13 protein-coding genes are annotated in these 17,534 nt (G+C 42.1%); 8 read left to right on the top strand and 5 right to left on the bottom strand.

Going from position 1 to position 17,534, the window contains the following annotated elements; translation table 11 throughout:
• Position 1: 1 nt before the first annotated feature.
• The 8 genes from ACK4HU_RS05305 to ACK4HU_RS05270 all read left to right on the top strand — a co-directional run bounded on the left by ACK4HU_RS05305 (position 2) and on the right by ACK4HU_RS05270 (position 9,738).
• Complete coding sequence (locus ACK4HU_RS05305; RefSeq protein WP_409803993.1) at positions 2–1,318, top strand: TldD/PmbA family protein; 1,317 nt, start codon at positions 2–4, stop codon at positions 1,316–1,318.
• Between the two features lie 228 nt (positions 1,319–1,546).
• On the top strand, positions 1,547–2,167 hold the full coding sequence (locus ACK4HU_RS05300; protein WP_409804317.1) for a DUF4159 domain-containing protein: 621 nt from the start codon (positions 1,547–1,549) through the stop codon (positions 2,165–2,167).
• 6 nt (positions 2,168–2,173) lie between these two features.
• Positions 2,174–3,166: an AAA family ATPase gene (locus ACK4HU_RS05295; protein WP_409803991.1), complete on the top strand. Its 993-nt coding sequence runs from the start codon at positions 2,174–2,176 to the stop codon at positions 3,164–3,166.
• On the top strand, positions 3,156–4,022 hold the full coding sequence (locus ACK4HU_RS05290; protein ID WP_409803988.1) for a DUF58 domain-containing protein: 867 nt from the start codon (positions 3,156–3,158) through the stop codon (positions 4,020–4,022). The genes ACK4HU_RS05295 and ACK4HU_RS05290 overlap by 11 nt, the downstream gene beginning before the upstream one ends.
• Positions 4,022–5,179, top strand: a complete 1,158-nt coding sequence (locus ACK4HU_RS05285; protein ID WP_409803986.1) for a BatA domain-containing protein — start codon at positions 4,022–4,024, stop codon at positions 5,177–5,179. Before ACK4HU_RS05290 ends, ACK4HU_RS05285 begins: the two co-directional genes overlap by 1 nt.
• Positions 5,176–7,353 (top strand): hypothetical protein, encoded by a 2,178-nt coding sequence (locus tag ACK4HU_RS05280; protein ID WP_409803984.1) that lies wholly within the window; start codon positions 5,176–5,178, stop codon positions 7,351–7,353. The genes ACK4HU_RS05285 and ACK4HU_RS05280 overlap by 4 nt, the downstream gene beginning before the upstream one ends.
• Positions 7,350–8,972: a hypothetical protein gene (locus tag ACK4HU_RS05275; RefSeq protein ID WP_409803982.1), complete on the top strand. Its 1,623-nt coding sequence runs from the start codon at positions 7,350–7,352 to the stop codon at positions 8,970–8,972. The genes ACK4HU_RS05280 and ACK4HU_RS05275 overlap by 4 nt, the downstream gene beginning before the upstream one ends.
• Before the next feature lie 574 nt (positions 8,973–9,546).
• Positions 9,547–9,738 (top strand): hypothetical protein, encoded by a 192-nt coding sequence (locus tag ACK4HU_RS05270; protein ID WP_409803980.1) that lies wholly within the window; start codon positions 9,547–9,549, stop codon positions 9,736–9,738.
• 70 nt (positions 9,739–9,808) lie between these two features.
• On the opposite strand, the gene ACK4HU_RS05265 is transcribed toward ACK4HU_RS05270, so the two are convergent.
• The 5 genes from ACK4HU_RS05265 to ACK4HU_RS05245 form a co-directional block, all read right to left on the bottom strand.
• On the bottom strand, positions 9,809–10,237 hold the full coding sequence (locus ACK4HU_RS05265; protein WP_409803978.1) for a hypothetical protein: 429 nt from the start codon (positions 10,235–10,237) through the stop codon (positions 9,809–9,811).
• A gap of 86 nt (positions 10,238–10,323) precedes the next feature.
• Positions 10,324–11,433 (bottom strand): GTPase, encoded by a 1,110-nt coding sequence (locus tag ACK4HU_RS05260; RefSeq protein ID WP_409803976.1) that lies wholly within the window; start codon positions 11,431–11,433, stop codon positions 10,324–10,326.
• A gap of 142 nt (positions 11,434–11,575) precedes the next feature.
• Positions 11,576–14,566, bottom strand: coding sequence for a histidine kinase (locus tag ACK4HU_RS05255; protein WP_409803974.1), 2,991 nt, complete (start codon positions 14,564–14,566; stop codon positions 11,576–11,578).
• A complete protein-coding gene (locus ACK4HU_RS05250) occupies positions 14,559–15,293 on the bottom strand; it encodes a LytR/AlgR family response regulator transcription factor (protein WP_409803972.1) in 735 nt (244 codons plus the stop codon). Before ACK4HU_RS05250 ends, ACK4HU_RS05255 begins: the two co-directional genes overlap by 8 nt.
• A gap of 653 nt (positions 15,294–15,946) precedes the next feature.
• Positions 15,947–17,077, bottom strand: a complete 1,131-nt coding sequence (locus ACK4HU_RS05245; RefSeq protein ID WP_409803970.1) for a BamA/TamA family outer membrane protein — start codon at positions 17,075–17,077, stop codon at positions 15,947–15,949.
• Positions 17,078–17,534 lie beyond the last annotated feature (457 nt).

Raw genomic sequence — 17,534 nt, 5'->3', positions numbered from 1 at the left:
TATGGCTATACTAACTCAACAAGAAGCTAAAGCGATTATAGATAAGGTTTTGTCTTATGCTAAAGCCGATGAAACCGAGGTCAGCATTCGTGGTGGCCGTACCGGCAACATTCGCTATGCAAGAAATACAGTAAACACAAGCGGTGAAACGAACGAGATTAGTCTCAGCATCACGTCGGTTTATGGGAAAAAATCAGGCTCTGCCAGTATCAATGAACTGGACGATGATTCTTTGAAAAGAGCTGTGACTAGAGCGGAAGAAATCGCTTCTTTGGCACCGGAAAATCCGGAATACATGCCGATGCTCGGTCCGCAGAATTATGGTCCTTCCAGAACTTTTGCGAAAGCTACCGACTCCATTAACCCGGATTATCGGGCTCAGTTGGCAGTGGACAGCATCAAGCCTTGCGTCGACAATAATCTGACAGCTGCGGGTTATTTGGAGGATTTCTCCGGATTTGTCGCAACTGGAAATAGCAAAGGACTATTTGGCTACAACCAAAGTACTTCCGTTGATTTCACTGTTACAGTCCGTTCAGCGGATGGTACAGGTTCAGGCTATGCAGGTCGCGACTTCAATGATGCAGCTTTGCTGAAGGCCGGTGAAGTGACCAATATAGCTGCGCAAAAAGCAATGGCTTCTGTGAACGCTCAGGCGATCGAACCTGGAAAATATACCGTCATTTTGGAGCCAATGGCTGCCAATGATCTTCTAAGACTTCTCGCTTCAGGAATGGACGCTAGAAGTGCTGACGAGGGCAGAAGTTTCCTAAGCAAGAAAGGCGGAGGAACTAAGTTGGGCGAAAAGCTTTTCGACGAACGCGTAAACATCTATTCTGATCCAGCGCATCCAGAGATTCCATCTGCACCTTGGTCTGGAGAAGGATTTCCTTTGGAAAAAACCTCATGGGTTGAAAATGGAGCAGTGAAAAACATGTTCTATTCCAGATATTGGGCAGAAAAGCAGGGGGTAAAGCCTGTAGCCAGACCTCAAGGATTCATTTTTGCCGGAGGCGATCAATCTCTTGCCGATATGATTAGAAATACCGAAAGAGGTGTCTTGGTAACTAGATTCTGGTATATCCGTGCTGTGGATCCACAGACCTTGCTTTACACAGGACTGACTCGAGACGGTACTTTCTACATCGAAAACGGACAGATCAAATTCCCTGTGAAAAACTTCCGATTCAACGAAAGCCCGATCATCATGCTCAATAACATTGAAGCGATGGGCAAGCCACAGCGAACCGACGGAAACATGGTGCCTCCGATGAAAATCAGAGACTTTACGTTCACTAGTTTGTCGGACGCAGTTTGATTCAGTAATCAGTGGTCAGTGTTCAGTTTTCAGTTAGTAGTGTTCAGTAGGTAGTGTTCAGTTTTCAGTAAGTGAATTTTACAGTAAACTATTTACTGTTTACTATTTACGTTTAAAATTGACAATTCTGCATACTGATCACTGCGACTGATCACTGTAAACTGTGACTGCCAACTGTAAACTGACCACTGCAAACTGCGACTGCCCACTGTAAACTGAGACTGACAACTGAAAACTTCAACCTTCTTCTTCACTCGCCTCAAGTACAACTCCGGCAATTGGGATACGGATCAGCGCATGCCTTCCAATTTGCTCAATAGCCTGGTGGAGTACACGACGATTCCGGTGGATGAAAAGGAAAAGATTGTCGAACTCAGTAGCGAGGAGATTTTCAAAAGTCCTTTTTGTTATCTGAGCGGGCACAAATTGGTGGAGTTTTCTCAAGAAGAGCGAAAGAACTTCAAAACCTATGTCGAGCAGGGTGGATTTATATTCGTTGACGACTGTAACCATGATATCGACGGGCTTTTCGCGAAATCCTTCGAAGCGGAGATGAGCCGGACTTTCGGTTCGGAAGCGCTACAAAAAATACCCAATGACCACTGGATTTACCGTTGCTTCTTCAACTTTGAGGACGGACCTCCGACGACTTCCTTTGAGCTAAATGGTTGGGGAGATGATCTCGTTCACGATTACCTCAAAGCCATTCAAGTCAACGGCCGAATCGGCGTCCTTTACAGCAACAAAGACTACGGATGCGAGTGGGATTATGACTTTCGAAATAAGCGATTTCTAAAAATCGATAACACCCGCTTTGGAGTTAACATCGTGGTGTACGCTTTAACCTAATACCTATTGGAAACTGACCTAAAACACTACCAAAACTTAGTAGATAAGCTTCCCAAGCTGAAAAAAGAAATTGCCAAAGTCATCGTTGGTCAAGACGAAGTGCTTGATGAGGTGATCATTACCTTACTTGCTGGCGGGCATTGTTTGCTGGAAGGAGTTCCCGGTTTGGCCAAGACGCTGATGGTAAAAACACTATCCGAGGTGATGGAAATGTCATTCAAGCGGATTCAGTTTACCCCGGATTTGATGCCGGGAGATATTATCGGAACTGAAATCTTGGAAGAAGATCACAGTACCGGAAAGAAGTTTTTTCAGTTTTCGAAGGGACCTATTTTCGCAAATATGGTTTTGGCAGACGAAATCAACCGAACTCCACCAAAAACCCAAGCGGCACTTTTGGAAGCCATGCAGGAAAAAATGGTGACTTACGGGGGGAATAATTTTGCCTTGCCCAATCCCTTTTTGATCATCGCTACGCAAAATCCCATCGAGCAAAGTGGAACCTATCCACTTCCTGAAGCGCAACTTGATCGTTTTTTACTCTTTATCAAGCTGGGTTATCCCAGTGAACAGGAGGAGCTGGAAGTGTTGGAAAAAACCACAGGAACTTACAAGCCCCAAATTGACAAAATCATCTCAGCCGAAGAAATCATTCAGCTCCAGCAATTGACTCGTGAGGTTCATTTGGATTCCTCACTTTTGTCCTATATCACTAGATTGATCAGAGCTACTCGATTGGAGAATTCCATCGTTCCGGAGGTCAAATCCTATGTGGAGTGGGGGGCTGGAACCCGTGCCGGACAGGCTTTGATTCTTTGTGCCAAAGCACGGGCAATACTAAAAGGACGCTATTCTGTAATCCCCGAGGATATTCAATACCTGGTTTTTCCAGTGCTTAGACACCGGATTTCCCTTCACTTCAAAGCTGAAGCGGAGCAGATTGACACTGATTTTATCATTTCTAAACTAGTCGAACAAGTGCCGGTTCATGCCAAGTAATCTGGAGATCATCAAGCTCAACGACCTGCGCCTTTCTGCCCGAATCATCAGCGAACAGCTACGGCAGGGCATCCATTCGGGGATCCGAGTGGGAGTGGGGAGCGAGTTTGAGCAATACCGACACTATCGTCCTGGTGATGATCTCAAGCGGATCGATTGGAAGTATTTTTCCCGTTCCGGAAAGTACATGGTCAAGGAATCTACGACCGAAAGTAATCTTCACATCAGTTTGATTTTGGATCTGTCCGGCTCGATGAATTATACTGAAAATGGCTTTTCCCGCTTGGAATATGCCAAAAATCTCTTAGCATCATTGGCTTATTTAGCCTTTTTACAGGGCGATTCTTTGAGTTATTATACTTTGAAAGAAGGTTACCTTACCCAAAAAGTTGCTCCAACACTCAAGAGCTTTCAGCGGATATTGTATTACTTAGCCTTGGAAAAAGCTTCCGGAACTTGGCCTTTGGATGCGCCTCAAACTGCTTTGCCGCTGGATCGGAATCGGGAATTGATCGTGTGGGTTTCTGATTTTCTACAGAAAAATGAAGAATGGGAAAATCTCGTGGAGAAATTCCGCCATCCTCGGAAAGAACTGATGCTCGTTCAACTTTTGGGCGAACAGGAACTTGACTTCAATCTTCAAGGCAATCTCATTTTCCGAGACCTGGAAACTGGTAGGGAAATGCTGCGGGACGGGCAGGTTTTGAAATCCGAGTTTAAGAAGAACTTCCAATCCTATTTGGATCATTTGGATGCCAAATTTCAGCAACCGCAGGTTCACCTCTTGAGAGAGTCAATCCAGACTCCTTTGGCGACATTGGCTCGCAAGATTTTGAACCTTAAAAAATTGTCCTGATGGAGTTCCTGCAGCCGATTTTATTTTGGGGTTTGCTTGGAATATCGATTCCTATATTTATCCATCTCTGGAACGGAAGGCGAGGAAAAGTTCTTGATTGGGCCGCAATGAATTGGTTGAGTGGACAAGAATCCCAATCCAGTCGATCATTCAAACTGGAGCAATTACTTCTTTTATTTCTCCGAATTCTGATTTGGGCAATTTTGGTTTTGCTTGCTGTGGGGCTATGGTTTGATTTTTTGGGAAAAAACGATTCCAAACCCATCGTTCATTTGGTGCAACCTGATACAGAAGTTGAGTCCGAATTTCGGTTTGAGATTGAACAGGCTTTGGAAAAAGGCGAACAAGTTTTTTGGTTAGCTGAGGGTTTGCCAGAATATGAAGTCGGACAATTTCCTGAAGGAAATTGGAAAGAATTTGAAATGCAAAAAGCCTTGGATTTGCTGCCAAATCGTTTGGATTCACTTCATATATATTCATTAGGATTAGAAAATGACTTTGGGTCAAATCTTCTATTTGTACCTGAAATACCAGTTTTGCATGTTTCTACTTTGGATAAAAGAAGCTATTCCAAAGCCAGAATTGGCTTGGATTCGATCCGATTTCTTTCCGTGGATAAAAGTGGTTTACTTCAATTGGATTCAGCTGAGCGAACTTCAGATCTAATTTATTCTGGCTCGATTGAAGTCAGTTTTTCTTTAAAAAATCAAGAAAATCGAGCCCAGCTTTTGGCAGCTTTTGAGGCAATAAATGAGATTTATGGAATTTCTTTTACCGAGGTTTCGGAAGGAGGAAAATTGGTGTTAACAGATCAATTTCCTGAAACCAATTCGAAGGAAAAGCTCTATTTCTTAATAGAATCAAGTGATCGGATTTTACCTCAAAACGTCATAAACCTTGAAAATCAGTCAGGGTTGACTTGGGAGGAAATGATCGAAAAAGGTTTGCTTCCTGAATTGATCTTGGAACCTTTGGTTGATTTTCTTGGAATTCATCCCAAAGAAAAAAGGTTAACAATCCATCAACTGGAACAAAGATTTATCCAAATTTCAGAATCGAAGATGGCCGCTTTGCCAAATACGGCAATTCTGCTTTTAATCCTCTTTCTCATCCTTTTTGGCTTGGAACGATATTACGCTTATCGACTTAATCTGTGAACAAACTCAAGCAATCCATACGGTTCCTCGAGTTGCAATTGCAACTGAATGCTTTGGCAAAAGCCTTGATATTGGGAATGGTGCTTGGGTTTTTGGTTTGGGCCTTGGAAGTTGAGTTTTGGATTGTTGTAGGACTTTTTCTTATGGGAACCTTCGGTTTCGCTTGGTTTTTTGGAGGATTTCAAAGCAAGCGGATTTTAGCCGTACAGCTTTTGCATCAGGAGGTAAAAGGTTTGGAATTCAGCCTCGAACTCCTAGACAAGCCTGCTTTCAGTATCGCAGATCAACTTCAAATTGAGCGGATTTCTGATCGAATTCCACCCAGGATATGGGTGATTCAGCGTGGTTTGCTTCCATATTTAATGGGATCAGTTTTGTTGGTTTTGGTTTATTTAGGAACTGGATTTTTTGATTTATCTAAAACTCTGACCAATCCTGAAGACCAATTTGAATTAGCCGAAACAGTTGCTTTGACAGAAACTAATGAGGCTATTAGCTTTAGCCAAACTCAATTGACCATCCAACCACCAGCGTACACCAAAATCCCGAAATCTGTCCAGCAGAATCTGGAAGCAAAAGCAATTAAAGGCACCCGATTGACCTGGGAGATTGGTTTTTCTGGGAATTCGGAATTGGAGGTATTTCTGGTTAATTCGACAGGGAAGAAGCTGTCTTTTTCGCTAAAGAATCAAAAATTTGAACTGTCCGATGAATTGGCCAATTCAGGGATTTATTCGATTCAAGCCTTTCGGGATAGTTTGCAGGTTTTTGAAAGTGACTTTTATACCCTAGAAGCGATCCCTGATCAAAGTCCTCAAATCATTCCTGAAGAAAAGGAAATCTACCGCTATCATTTTCCCAAAAATCCATCTTCACTAAATCTTAAAGCAAAAGTCAGTGATGATTTTTTGGTGAAGGAGGTTTATTTGGTTGCTACTTTGGCAAGAGGAAAAGGTGAAAATGTAAAGTTTCGAGAAAGTCGATTTCCTGTTTCGGCTCAAGCTTTTAAAGAAAAACAAGCCAATTATCTATTGGATTTCAAGGGCTTGGATTTCCAGCCCGGTGACGAACTCTATTACTATTGGGCGGCCGTGGACAATAAGCAACCTACGGCAAACCTGTCCCGAACAGACACCTACTTCATCAAATACGTGGATGAAAATGACCATAGCGATGCGGCGATGGAAGGCATGGTGGTGCAGTTTCTACCGGAATATTTTCGCAGTCAGCGACAGATAATCAGCGATACAGAAAAGCTGTTAACTGAAAAATCCAAGAAGACGGATAAGGAATTTGGTTCTACTTCCAACGCAATCGGATATGATCAAAAGCTCCTTCGCTTGCGCTATGGCCAATACATGGGCGAGGAATTTGAGTCGGCAGCAGGAGGGGGAACGATGGAAGAAGGAGGAGATTTGTTGACCGGATACATGCATTTGCACGATCAGGAGGGGGGAAATGAAGTTGAGGTAGGTGAATCTCATACCGGCCACTCTCATGAAGAAGAAGTTGCAGAGAAGTCAACGACAGCTGGTGGTGGAATCGAGGATTTGTTGAGCGAATATATGCACGCTCACGATTCGGAGGAGGTCAATACCTATTTTGAGCAATCGACCAAAAGCGCATTGAAAGCGGCCCTGGAACAAATGTGGCAGGCGGAGCTTTATTTAAGGCTTTTCGAACCTGAAAAATCCCTTCCATTTCAACACAAGGCTTTGGAATTACTGAAGACAGTGCAGCAGAAATCACGGGTTTATGTGAAGCGCACCGGTTACGATCCACCTCCAATCAAGGAACAGGAAAAGCGTCTTACGGGCGAGTTGAAAGACTTGGATGCTCGATTGAAAAGGGAGTTGGTCGAGTTGGAAAAGCAAATCGAACCGCTTGCATCTAAGGTATTGGGAATGCTACTCAAAGCTGAACTGACAGCCGCAGATCGACAAACTGTGCACGAACTTGGAGAAATCTGGAGCAGACGCATGGAATATTCCGGGCTGAATGATTTGAAGTTGTTGTTGCACATACAGGAGCTTGAATCAGGGAAATTGGATGAAAGGGGAAGGAATGAATTGAGGGAGAAACTCTATCCTTTTGCTGGCAGCTATAATCAGACTGATGCGTCCTATTTGGCTCCAAATTCATTGAAAGACTCATTTCGGAGGAAAATACAATGATGGAATTTAATCCGATGACTTCTTGGCCAATCCTGATCTGGATTTTTTTTCTGGCTGCTTTTGCAGGCGGGATTCCTATTTTTCTCCAATCAAAAAACGGAATTGCAACTCAGAGAATCTGGCTCAAATCAGGATTGCTTTTTCTTTTCTTGATTTTTTTCTGCCTTTTTCTTCTTCAGCCAAGCATATCCATTTCGGAAGATGATAATGAGGTTTTGATCTATTCAGAGGAGGTTGATCGAAAGCAAGTCCAGTTTTGGCAGGATAGTTTGGAGATCAAAAAGGCAGTTTCAATTGAAGATTATAAGGAGACCGGCAACCAAGTTTTCCTTCTCGGAGAGCAATTTTCCAAAGAGTCTCTTTTTCCATTTCGAAACCAGACCGTCAACTGGATTTTGCCGGAATCGGATCGACAACTCAGTGATTTATCATGGAAAGGCTATCTGAGAAAAGGGGAGAGGCAGCGATTAAATTATCGGGTTTTTTCAGAAAAAGACAGTTCCAAAATCCTTTTAAGACAAGGAGAAATTGAGTTGGCAAGTGCTGAACTGGAAAAAGGTTGGAATGTCGGTGAACTCGAATTTCTAACAGCTGGACAGGGGAAGGTTGAAGTTCCGCTTCTGATAGATGGGGATTCGTTGGCTATTTTGAGATATTTTATCGGGCCCTCAGTGCCGAAGAAATACCATTTTCAGATTTCATTTCCGGGTCAGGAAGTTCGGGTGCTGAGTCAATGGCTGGAGAGCAAGGGTGAAAAGGTAAGTCAGGAAATCCGGCTTTCTCGGGCCACAGTTTTGGAAGGAGGAAATGCTAATTCAGATTCCCTGCAAATTCGCATGATTGACCCGCAGCAATTGGAGTTGAAGGAAGTTCAGGATTGGGTAAGGACGTCGGAAGGAGCTTTGGTGATTATGAACCTAGCTAATACGGAAGAAACGGTTTATCAAGTTAATCGGCTTTTTGGAACGGATTTTCAATTGCAGCGAACAGGGCAGGGGGAAAGTAGAACCCTAGGAAATCAACTGGAAGCTGCGCCGTTTAGGTGGGCGGTAAAAAGTAGTCAGAAGCTTTTTGGTGATGATGCAATGGCAGTTCAGCGAGTGGGAGGAGTTCAGATCGCGATAAGTTTATACTCTTCCACTTTTCCTAAGTTCCTTCAGGGAGATGAGGCTGGTTATGAAGCGATTTGGGGTGAGCTTTTTGGAGCTTTGGAACCCGCTGAACCTCAATCCTGGAAGTTTGGAGCTCCGGTATTATCAGGAATCTCAACTGAAATTCAATTAAATAAAAGTGACAGCATTCCGGAATGGATTTATAGTCAAGTGGACTCGGTGAATTTGGTTGGGACTTTGACAAATCCTTTTTTGGCAAAAGGGGTTTTCCAGTCAGATTCGACAGGTTGGATTGGATTTGGGGATGATTTTTCGATTTATGTATATGGTCAAAATGAGTTGACTAGCCATTATGCAAATGCTTTGATTAAGCCATTGACTTTTCGATATGAAGGTGAGGGTTCTTCTTCCGAGATGAATTACGCTAAGATTTCCAATTGGATTTGGTTGATCGGGATGCTGCTGAGTTTGGGTTTGATGTGGGTTGAGCCAAAGATTTCTTTTTAAACCGCAAAGTTCACTGAGGTAAAATGAGAGAGCGCAGAGGTTATTTAACCGCGAAGTACACGGAGGTTAAATATGAGCGCGCAGAGGGGTTTTAACCGCAAAGTTCACGGAGATATAAGAGAGAGCGCAGAGGGGTTTGCCATGAAGGCTCAAAAAGGTTTTTTGCTAAGAAGGCGCCAAGGGTTTGGCCAGAAAGGTGCAAAGACACAAAGGTTATTTCTGATTCTCTCTATTTTGCAAGAAAATGACCCCGACAGGGGTCTAACTTTTGAATAGCCGCGGTCCTGCCTTTGCCGGTAGGCAGGTGCAACCCGTGGAAAACGATAGATACGATAGAATTCCCACGACCCTGCCTTTGCCGACAGGCAGGCCCGAAGGGTGTCGAACTAATCTTAAAATTACCATTAAAAAAACCGATCCTTCTATCACCCCTGAAGAAAGACCGGTTGTAAGGAAAAAGTGTTGCTTAACACTCATCTAAGGTATTTACTTGAGGCACTTTCGATTTACCTTATGAATAATTGCTGGTTTTCAGTGAATATTCGTACTGAAATAACTATAAAGCCGGAGCGTGATGGCCTTTTTGGTTTCCTTTCGGATGTCTGGGGCAGGGGATGGAGGTCAAGCTGGCGATAGAGACATTCGTGGTGCCGCAGTATTTGCAGGTATAGCGGGACTTTTCTCCACCTTCATACAATTTATGCTTTCCCTTATTTGGGCCATCGGGATGTCGGTAACAAGGTACACTGGTCAAGTTGGCGACTGAGGGGAATTTCGTCCCGCAGTATTCGCAGTGGAAGGTGGGCATGAGATTTTTTGGTTTTAGTGTATTGTCTTTACCTCGATAATTCTTTTACCATTTTCTCAATGGCCTTTTTGGCTTTTTGAATATTACCCATAGCCCAATTGATGTCGATATCATTGTTCCGAATATTGATATCATTTGCAAACCAGATTTCCGGATTTGTTTTACCCTTGGATTGATTGATCTTCCGAAGTGTCACTCCCACATTCTCCTGGCAATTCACAACCAAAGCTATCTGTGGGTCAGTAAGCAAGTGCTTGTAGGTGGTATGAACCCACTCCGAACCATAGATATGTTCATAATCATAAGGATCACCGCCATTCAAGATTTTTCCTGTATAGCAGTCTCTGTATTGGGCATTTCCATTGCCTCTTATCACAGCTTCTTGATGCATAACTGCTTTTACTTGAATAAATATTTTGTCGATGTCGACACGGAGGTAGGGGCGGGAGGGGTTCATAACGGATTTATTGATTGATCCTGAAAAAAATGATAATCGTGTAAAAAAAAGGTCCGATTCAACCTTTGAATCAGACCCTTTATGTTTTATTCGAATGAGGTATAATCTACTTGTGAAAGAATCTCCAAAGCTTTTTCAGCACACTCCTCAATTGTTTTATTTCCAAAAGTCATAGTCAAGCCAAAAGCTATCGTTGCAGAAATTGCTTGACCAGCAAAAGGTATATATTTTGTAATTTGTTTTGTTGCTACTTGAGGAGCATATTTTTTAAGAAGCAATAATATTGCTTCTTTTGTTAAAAATTGCATTCCAAATTTTTGTACAGAGTTTAAGGTAGTATGGGATATTTTTAATAATTTCAAATATGCTATTGAGTCCTCATCAAGGTTAAAGATTTTTAAAATTTCTTGATTCATTTTTAATATTAAACCAACATCTAAGGCTACATCTAAGCCCGGGATAGGGTTTATTCCATTTAAAGCAGCAGCAGAGCTATAATATTTTACGACTTTTTTTGCAATTTTCCTTTTCTCATTAATTATTTCTTCATTTGCGCCAAATATTTGGGAGATAAACTTTGCTCTTTTTATTTTATCTAAACTTTCGGCGATTTTTTCTAAAAGCAATGGCAAGTCATAATCAGTAGGCTTTCTTGACGAAACCAAATAAATTCCATTAGTTCTTAAATCTCTGATTGAAGATTCAATCTCAAGAAAACAAAGATTAATAATATCTTTTTCTTCTTTTTCCGGATAATCATATTTACCATTTGAAATAGCTTCATCTATTCTGCTTCGTACAATAAAAATAGATTTTTCAAGTCGATTTGCTTCTTCAATTAAGAATCGATCATTCTCATAAAATCTGTTAGAAGTAACTAATATTAAACAGTCATATGAATTTAAATCCATTACCTCAGAATATGTCTCTTTTGGAAATTCATTGGTTCCACATCCTGGTAAATCATAAAAAATAAGACCATCTTTTTGAAAAGGACCTTTCTTATCAAGTGTTGTTTGAGTTGGGCCTGATTGAGACATTTTTTCACCAAATATCGAATTGATTAGTGACGATTTTCCAGATCCACTTTGGCCAATAACTCCGCAAATAACCTTAGCATTTTTTATCGCATCATAGTCTTTTTTTGATTTAATCAGAAATTCCTCAAGTAATGATTTTTGTTCCGTTGATTCCATTTGATTTTTCAGTTTGATATTATGGAGTAATGATGTATGCGCAAGAATTTTTTTTTCTTTTAAATATTAAATGAAAAATAAAGTAAAAAGTAAATATTGTTTAATCGCCCCCTCTCATTGTACATCCGTACCCTTTTCCCCATTAAAAGTTAATCTTCACCCTCACTTTAGTTCCCCAAGTTCCGGTCTCGACAATCAAACTTTCCTCTGAATACCCCGGCAGGAGCATGAGTTTTTCGCGGATAAGCTTGGTGCCTTTGGATTCGTGGGTGGTTTGTTGCTCGGTGGGGAAACCGACTCCATTGTCTTCGACGATGCAGTGGAGTTGGTTAGGATCTTGGATTTCGAACCGGATGCTGAGTTTGGGTTCGGGATGATCAGGGGGGAAGGCATGTACGAATACATTCTCGACCAAGGGTTGGATTAGCATTGGGGAAAGGTGAATGTCATTTTTATGTTCTAGGGCATTGCCTTCGATGGTCCAAGTCACGCGATCATCCATCCGCATGTTCTCTACCTCGATGTAGCGACTGAGGTAGTCGATCTCCTCGGCAAGGGTGATTTGGGATTTGGAACTTTGGTCTAGCGTACTGCGAATTAAGGAACTGAACTTACCCAGGTAGTTTAGGGCTTGCTTGGAGTCGTTTTTCAGGATAAAATACTGAATGCTGTTGATTGCATTGAAAGTAAAATGTGGGTTCATCTGAGATCTAAGGGCCTCCAACTTGATTTCTGTGAGCCGTTGATTCATTAAGGTTTTGGCTTTGAACTGTTGGCTGCGAGTGCGGTAGATCAATACAAAAAGACTAACCATGCAGATAATGATTAACAGAATAAACCAGACTCTGAGATAGTAAGGTCGCTTGATGCTGAAGTCCAATAGTGGGATTACACTCATGGAACCCGAATGATAGTCCCAAACTTCCACTTCCAGCAGATACTCTCCCCAAGGCAAATAGGGGAGTTCAAGTATGGGTTCAGTAAAATACTCCGTCCATTCTGCACTGGATTTCAGTCGATACCGATAGCGAAGTTTTTCTGAATCGAGAGGACCTGTGGGCTTAAATCGAATGAAAAGTGTGTTTTCATTTGCTTCGAGTTTTAACTTTTGAACTTCAAGTACAAACCAGTTGAAATTGTCTGGAGGAACTAACTGATGGTTGATTTTCAGTTCGGTGATGCCTAGTTGGATCTTCTGATTTTGATTAAGGTTTCGAATAAAATCTGGCAGATTAATTTGATAAAACCCTTTCGATGTGCCGATATAGAGAACCTCACCGATTCGCTTTGCACTGAGGAAGAGCTTTTGATAAAATCCCTGCTCCTCATCCAAAAAGCTGTTTTTCTCATCTTCCAGTAGGTGGATGCCTTTTTCAGTGATGACAATAATGGCATTTTCAAAAGATTCAATGGCAAGGATTGAGGTGCCTTGTAGCTCATCCTTATCCCAATGCCTGATGATTTTAAAGTTCGGATAGGGAGTGATTTGATACAATTCTCCAAACTCAGTTCCCACCAGAATATTGCCATTGTCAAGTCGATGCAGGGACTTGAATTTTTGCTCAGCCCAAATCCCTTCCTTGAGATAGGAGAAAAATTCCTTTCCATCCCATTGATAAAATCCATGAAAAACAGAAGCCAGATAAGTGCCCTGTTTTCCAGTGACCACTTTTGAGATTTGTAGTGGGGTGGAAGGCTCGTCGGGATGAAAATAGGTGTAGGAGAAATTATCCGGGTCATCGTAGATTCGAACTCCTGCGTAAGGATTGGTTTCCATCAATTTCCCTTCTGGGGTAAAACCCATGCTGTAGCAATGCACAGGCAGATAGGTCAGGATTTTTCCAGCTTCATCAATTTTGTAAACCCCCAGATTGGTATTAATCCAAAAAAAGGAATCCCGAAAATGAAGCTCATAGAACTCCATTTCTTCAGCCGTAATTTTTGGGTCGAGTTCGAAAAAGCCGTCCATGTGCTCAGGAATTTTCTCCGGAAATCGCCGGTAATATGCTGCTTGAATGTCCTTTAGCTGCTGGGCTTTGACTTGGGTAATTCTGTCGGTTTTAGGGTTTCGGATTTCAAGACCTTGCCCATGAAGAAAGCCGAGTATGTTTTCATTGCCGGCTATCCCTTTGACTTCCTTTTCGCCAAACTCCTCAAAAATTACAGCACCGTCTATTCTGACTTGGTATAGACCCTTATCGAGCGAACCTAAGAATAATAGGCCTCGATCTTGATCCATCACACCACTTTGGATGAACTTGGAATCAATATCAAATCGCTCGCTGAGTGAGCTTAAGTTGCCATTTTCCCATTGGAAAATCCCTCCGTCTTTCGTGAAAAGTCCCGATGCCAATAGGTAGGTTTTTTGATTTGGCCCATTAAGCTTTTGCCAGAAAACGGATGATTCCTGAGATTCTGTCGGGTTTTTCCCGGAGATAAAATCAGTAATCGAAACTGACTTTAGGCTGCCTTTATCGGAAAGCAGGAGTTTTTCTCCTTCTTGGAAAACCGCAAAAATCGGGAGCCAATCATTGATTTTCCGGACCTTTGGAAGGTTATTTTCCCAAAAAATCTCATACGAGCCACTGCGATAGGTACTGTAAAAGAGCCCGCCATCCAACTCCCAAAATCCAGCCGTGTAGTTCAGGTCCGTGCCATTGGCCGTGCCGTCAATTGGGGTCACTTTGAGTGTTTCCAGATGGACTAGGCTGATTCCGTCCTCTGTCCCGACGAGCATGTAATCTTGGTAAGGATAAAAATGCCGAATTCGGTTGTCGGCTAGACCATCGATCTCCTGGATTTTCTGAAAGGTTTTTCCATCAAAAAAAGTAACTCCACCCCCATAGCTACCAAACCAAAGATTGTGGTTTTTATCTTCAATGATATCCCAGCAACTGTTAAAAGCGAGGCCATCTGATTCGAAGAAGTTTCGAAAAACTCCATTTTCCAATGTGGTGACACCGTTTTCGGTTCCTATCCATAGGATGCCGCGCGAATCCAAGTGAAGGGCTCGGATGGCATTATTGGAAAGGCCCTCGGCGGTCGTGTATTGACGTGACGGAAGTTGCTGCGCTATCCCTTGAAAAGTGGAGAGAAGTAGTAATAGGTAAAGCTTGAGAAAATTTCTAGGCAAAGCGCTTGGTCAGATTGGTGTTTTTGCGGACGGATACGGAAAGCTTTTCACCTGATTTGAGAACGAGGTAGTTTTCTGATCGATCGTAGCGAAGGATTTTGGTCACATTCACCGTGAAGGATTGATGGATCCTAATAAATCGGTTTTCGGGAAGTTTTGTCTCGATCTGACCGATGGATTTCGAAATAAGGAGTTTGCGATTTTCCTCCAGAAAAAGGGTGGTATAATTTCGGTCGGCTTCCAAATATTTGATTTCATCGAAATGGACAAATTCCAGTCCTTCAGAAGTGGAAAAAGCCACGATATCCAATCCGCCCATTTGTTGGGAAAGTGATTCCAAGATAGAATGTATCGGGTCAGTCTTTTTGGTTTCGAGGTAGCGAACAATTGTTTTCTGAAGTGCTATCGTATCGATTGGCTTCAGCAAATAATCGAAGGCGGTATGTTTGAAAGCCTCAAGGGCATGGTTTTGAAAGGCGGTGGTGAAGATCACATCGAAGTCACGATTGGGCATGACCTCAAGTAAGGTAAAGCCGTTTTTTTGAGGCATCTGAATATCCAAAAACACCAAATCAGGTTCGTGGAGTTGGATCGCAGGGATGGCTTGATCAACAGAGTGGCAAAGGGCTAAAAATTCAAATTGCTCGGGGAAAAGTTGTTCCAAAAGTAGTTTGAGGGATTCGAGCGCGTGACGTTCGTCATCCACCAGGATAGTTTTGATCATCATGAGTTGGGATTATAAATTTCTATATAAATACTCTTATGCTGCCAGTGAGAATTATCCTTTCCAAATCGGTTGGAAGACCGAAGACAGGAGACCGAAGAGGGGATGAATTTGAATTTTTGTGGTTTTTCGCATTTAGTTTTTCCTATAAGTTTAAAAACTGGTAATCGATTATCTAAAATGAAAAAATATTAGGTCAAATCCATGGAAATGTATGAGCGTTTGGAAAATGGATTTAAGTGCGGGGATAATTGTCATGAATTCTTTTTAACCGCCAAGTTCACAAAGTTTAAATGAGAGAACGCAGAGCGGATTTGCCTCAAAGGCACGAAGGCACAAAGGAATTTATGGTTAAGAAGGTTTTATAATTTCCCGCTGATAGCCGCAAAAAAAGGACGCTGATCCTCGAGGATTATTTCTCACAGACCTGACTTCCGTCAGGCAAGTTGAACACAGATAAAGTCACAGACCTGCCTGCCGCAGGCAAGTGGACACAGATTTCTTATAACGGCAAAAAAACAAAGTGCTTTAGTTATGGTAGGTCCAAGCTTGCCTTTCGGCGAGACAGGTTTGAAAACTTAGACCCAGTTCCTCAACTTTTGCATTGGCGAGGTGATCTTCAGGATTTTTAATCCGGCTTCCAAAACCTACTTGTCTCAAAAAGCTTCTCCAACAAACAAATAAAACCCAGTCCCTTCTTGGGTAAAAGCTACATCAAATCTAGTATAGATGTCTTTCTTGGGAAAAAGCAGAAACCGTAAACCGCCACCGGCCGACCAGACTACTTTGTGAATAGCGGACTTTGAAAAATCAGGGAAGACTGTGCCGGTCCCTGCAAAAACAGCGGCACCGATACGGTTGGAAAAACCTAATGGCAATGGTAGCATCCGGAATTCTACTTGGGTTGCCAATTGATTTCTGTCCCGGAACCTTCCCAAATAATATCCTCGCATCATACTGTCTCCACCGAGGAGGGCCAATTGATTAAAGGGGACATCTCCTGAATAAAATTGTCCTAGGAGTTGCCAAGCTAATACATTGTTTTTGCCAACTGGAGTGAATATTCTGGTATCGGAGATGATCGTATTAAAGCCAAAATCGCTAAAGGCGGGGAAATACCTCAAAAATGCCAATTCTGAAAACCGCCCTTTCCGAACATTCAGCACATTATGCCTGTCATCATACACCAGTCCCGCACCTAATCCAAAATTGGTTGAACCAGCATCTCCCAAAGGTAGATCAAATGTCGGAGCTTCTGGGGAAGGTTGGAAATCCACCTTGGAAATCCGCTGATAATCCGCTTCTAATCCAAAATACAGATTTCTTTTTACCTCTCTCAATACCCGTTCCTTGATCATAATCTGATTGGCATCGACGAGAGCAAGATAATCCTTTGGTGTATCCATCCCGATGCCATGGTATTTCAGTGGAAAACTCTGTATTCTGATTCTTCCTAGAAAAAACCATTTGTTTTGATCAGAATAGATCGCATGGTCAAACCAAAGCCCGTATTGGTTTTCCAAAGTAAAAAAGGTAAATCCGTTGATTTCACTCAGCCTGTTGGAAGTGTCTCTTTTGGCATAATAGACCAATAACGAAGAAAGTCCGATCTCCCAGCTTGTTTCCGGGGCATATGCCAAAGTGGGATAAATCAAAAATTGGGGCTTGCTTATATCTGAGGTATCGTTCAGGATACTATTGAAATATCTTTTGATAAAACTTTGTGAAAAAGCCTGAGAGCTAGAAAGAATTAGAATTAAAATAAACGAAAAATAGATTTTGGACATATAGACAATATACAGTTAGAATGGTAAGAAGGTTTGAAAAAATGTGAGAAGAAAATTATAAAAGAAAATCTCTTGATTTATGCTTTTAAAATCACGTAATCCATCAAATTCAGAAGACATATCCAAGAAGGAATGAAGGTTTTTTGCCACAAAGGTGCGGAGGCACGAAGTTTTTTAAAAGCATAAGCTTGCTTTACTCCATTTCCCCCCCTGTGGTTATTTTTTTAAAGCAGCCTCCCTACATGGAGGGAAATCCAAGGACTTTATAATTGTGATTTTGCCACAAAGGTGCGAAGTCTCGTAGGATTTTTAGTATTAGAGGGTGTCCTTATTTCCCGCTGAAAGCCGCAGAAAAGGACACTGAACTTTGCGGATTATTGCCCAGTAGAGTAGAGTCGTCAGGGAAGAGAATCCCTGACGTACCCCCTCTTCAATCCGTACGTGCGGTTTTCCCGCA

The organism is Algoriphagus sp., from assembly GCF_046296635.1.
GTDB lineage: Bacteria > Bacteroidota > Bacteroidia > Cytophagales > Cyclobacteriaceae > Algoriphagus.
The sequence above is the reverse complement of the archived record's forward strand: the minus strand, read 5'-3'. Positions and strand labels throughout refer to the sequence as shown.

Bases quoted from the DNA above. Each gene is read 5' to 3' on its own strand.
- ACK4HU_RS05305 (WP_409803993.1), top strand. From the start codon at position 2: ATGGCTATACTAACTCAACAAGAAGCTAAAGCGATTATAGATAAGGTT.
- ACK4HU_RS05290 (WP_409803988.1), top strand. From the start codon at position 3,156: ATGCCAAGTAATCTGGAGATCATCAAGCTCAACGACCTGCGCCTTTCT.
- ACK4HU_RS05285 (WP_409803986.1), top strand. From the start codon at position 4,022: ATGGAGTTCCTGCAGCCGATTTTATTTTGGGGTTTGCTTGGAATATCG.
- ACK4HU_RS05275 (WP_409803982.1), top strand. From the start codon at position 7,350: ATGATGGAATTTAATCCGATGACTTCTTGGCCAATCCTGATCTGGATT.
- ACK4HU_RS05270 (WP_409803980.1), top strand. From the start codon at position 9,547: ATGGCCTTTTTGGTTTCCTTTCGGATGTCTGGGGCAGGGGATGGAGGT.
- ACK4HU_RS05265 (WP_409803978.1), bottom strand. From the start codon at position 10,237: ATGAACCCCTCCCGCCCCTACCTCCGTGTCGACATCGACAAAATATTT.
- ACK4HU_RS05260 (WP_409803976.1), bottom strand. From the start codon at position 11,433: ATGGAATCAACGGAACAAAAATCATTACTTGAGGAATTTCTGATTAAA.
- ACK4HU_RS05250 (WP_409803972.1), bottom strand. From the start codon at position 15,293: ATGATGATCAAAACTATCCTGGTGGATGACGAACGTCACGCGCTCGAA.
- ACK4HU_RS05245 (WP_409803970.1), bottom strand. From the start codon at position 17,077: ATGTCCAAAATCTATTTTTCGTTTATTTTAATTCTAATTCTTTCTAGC.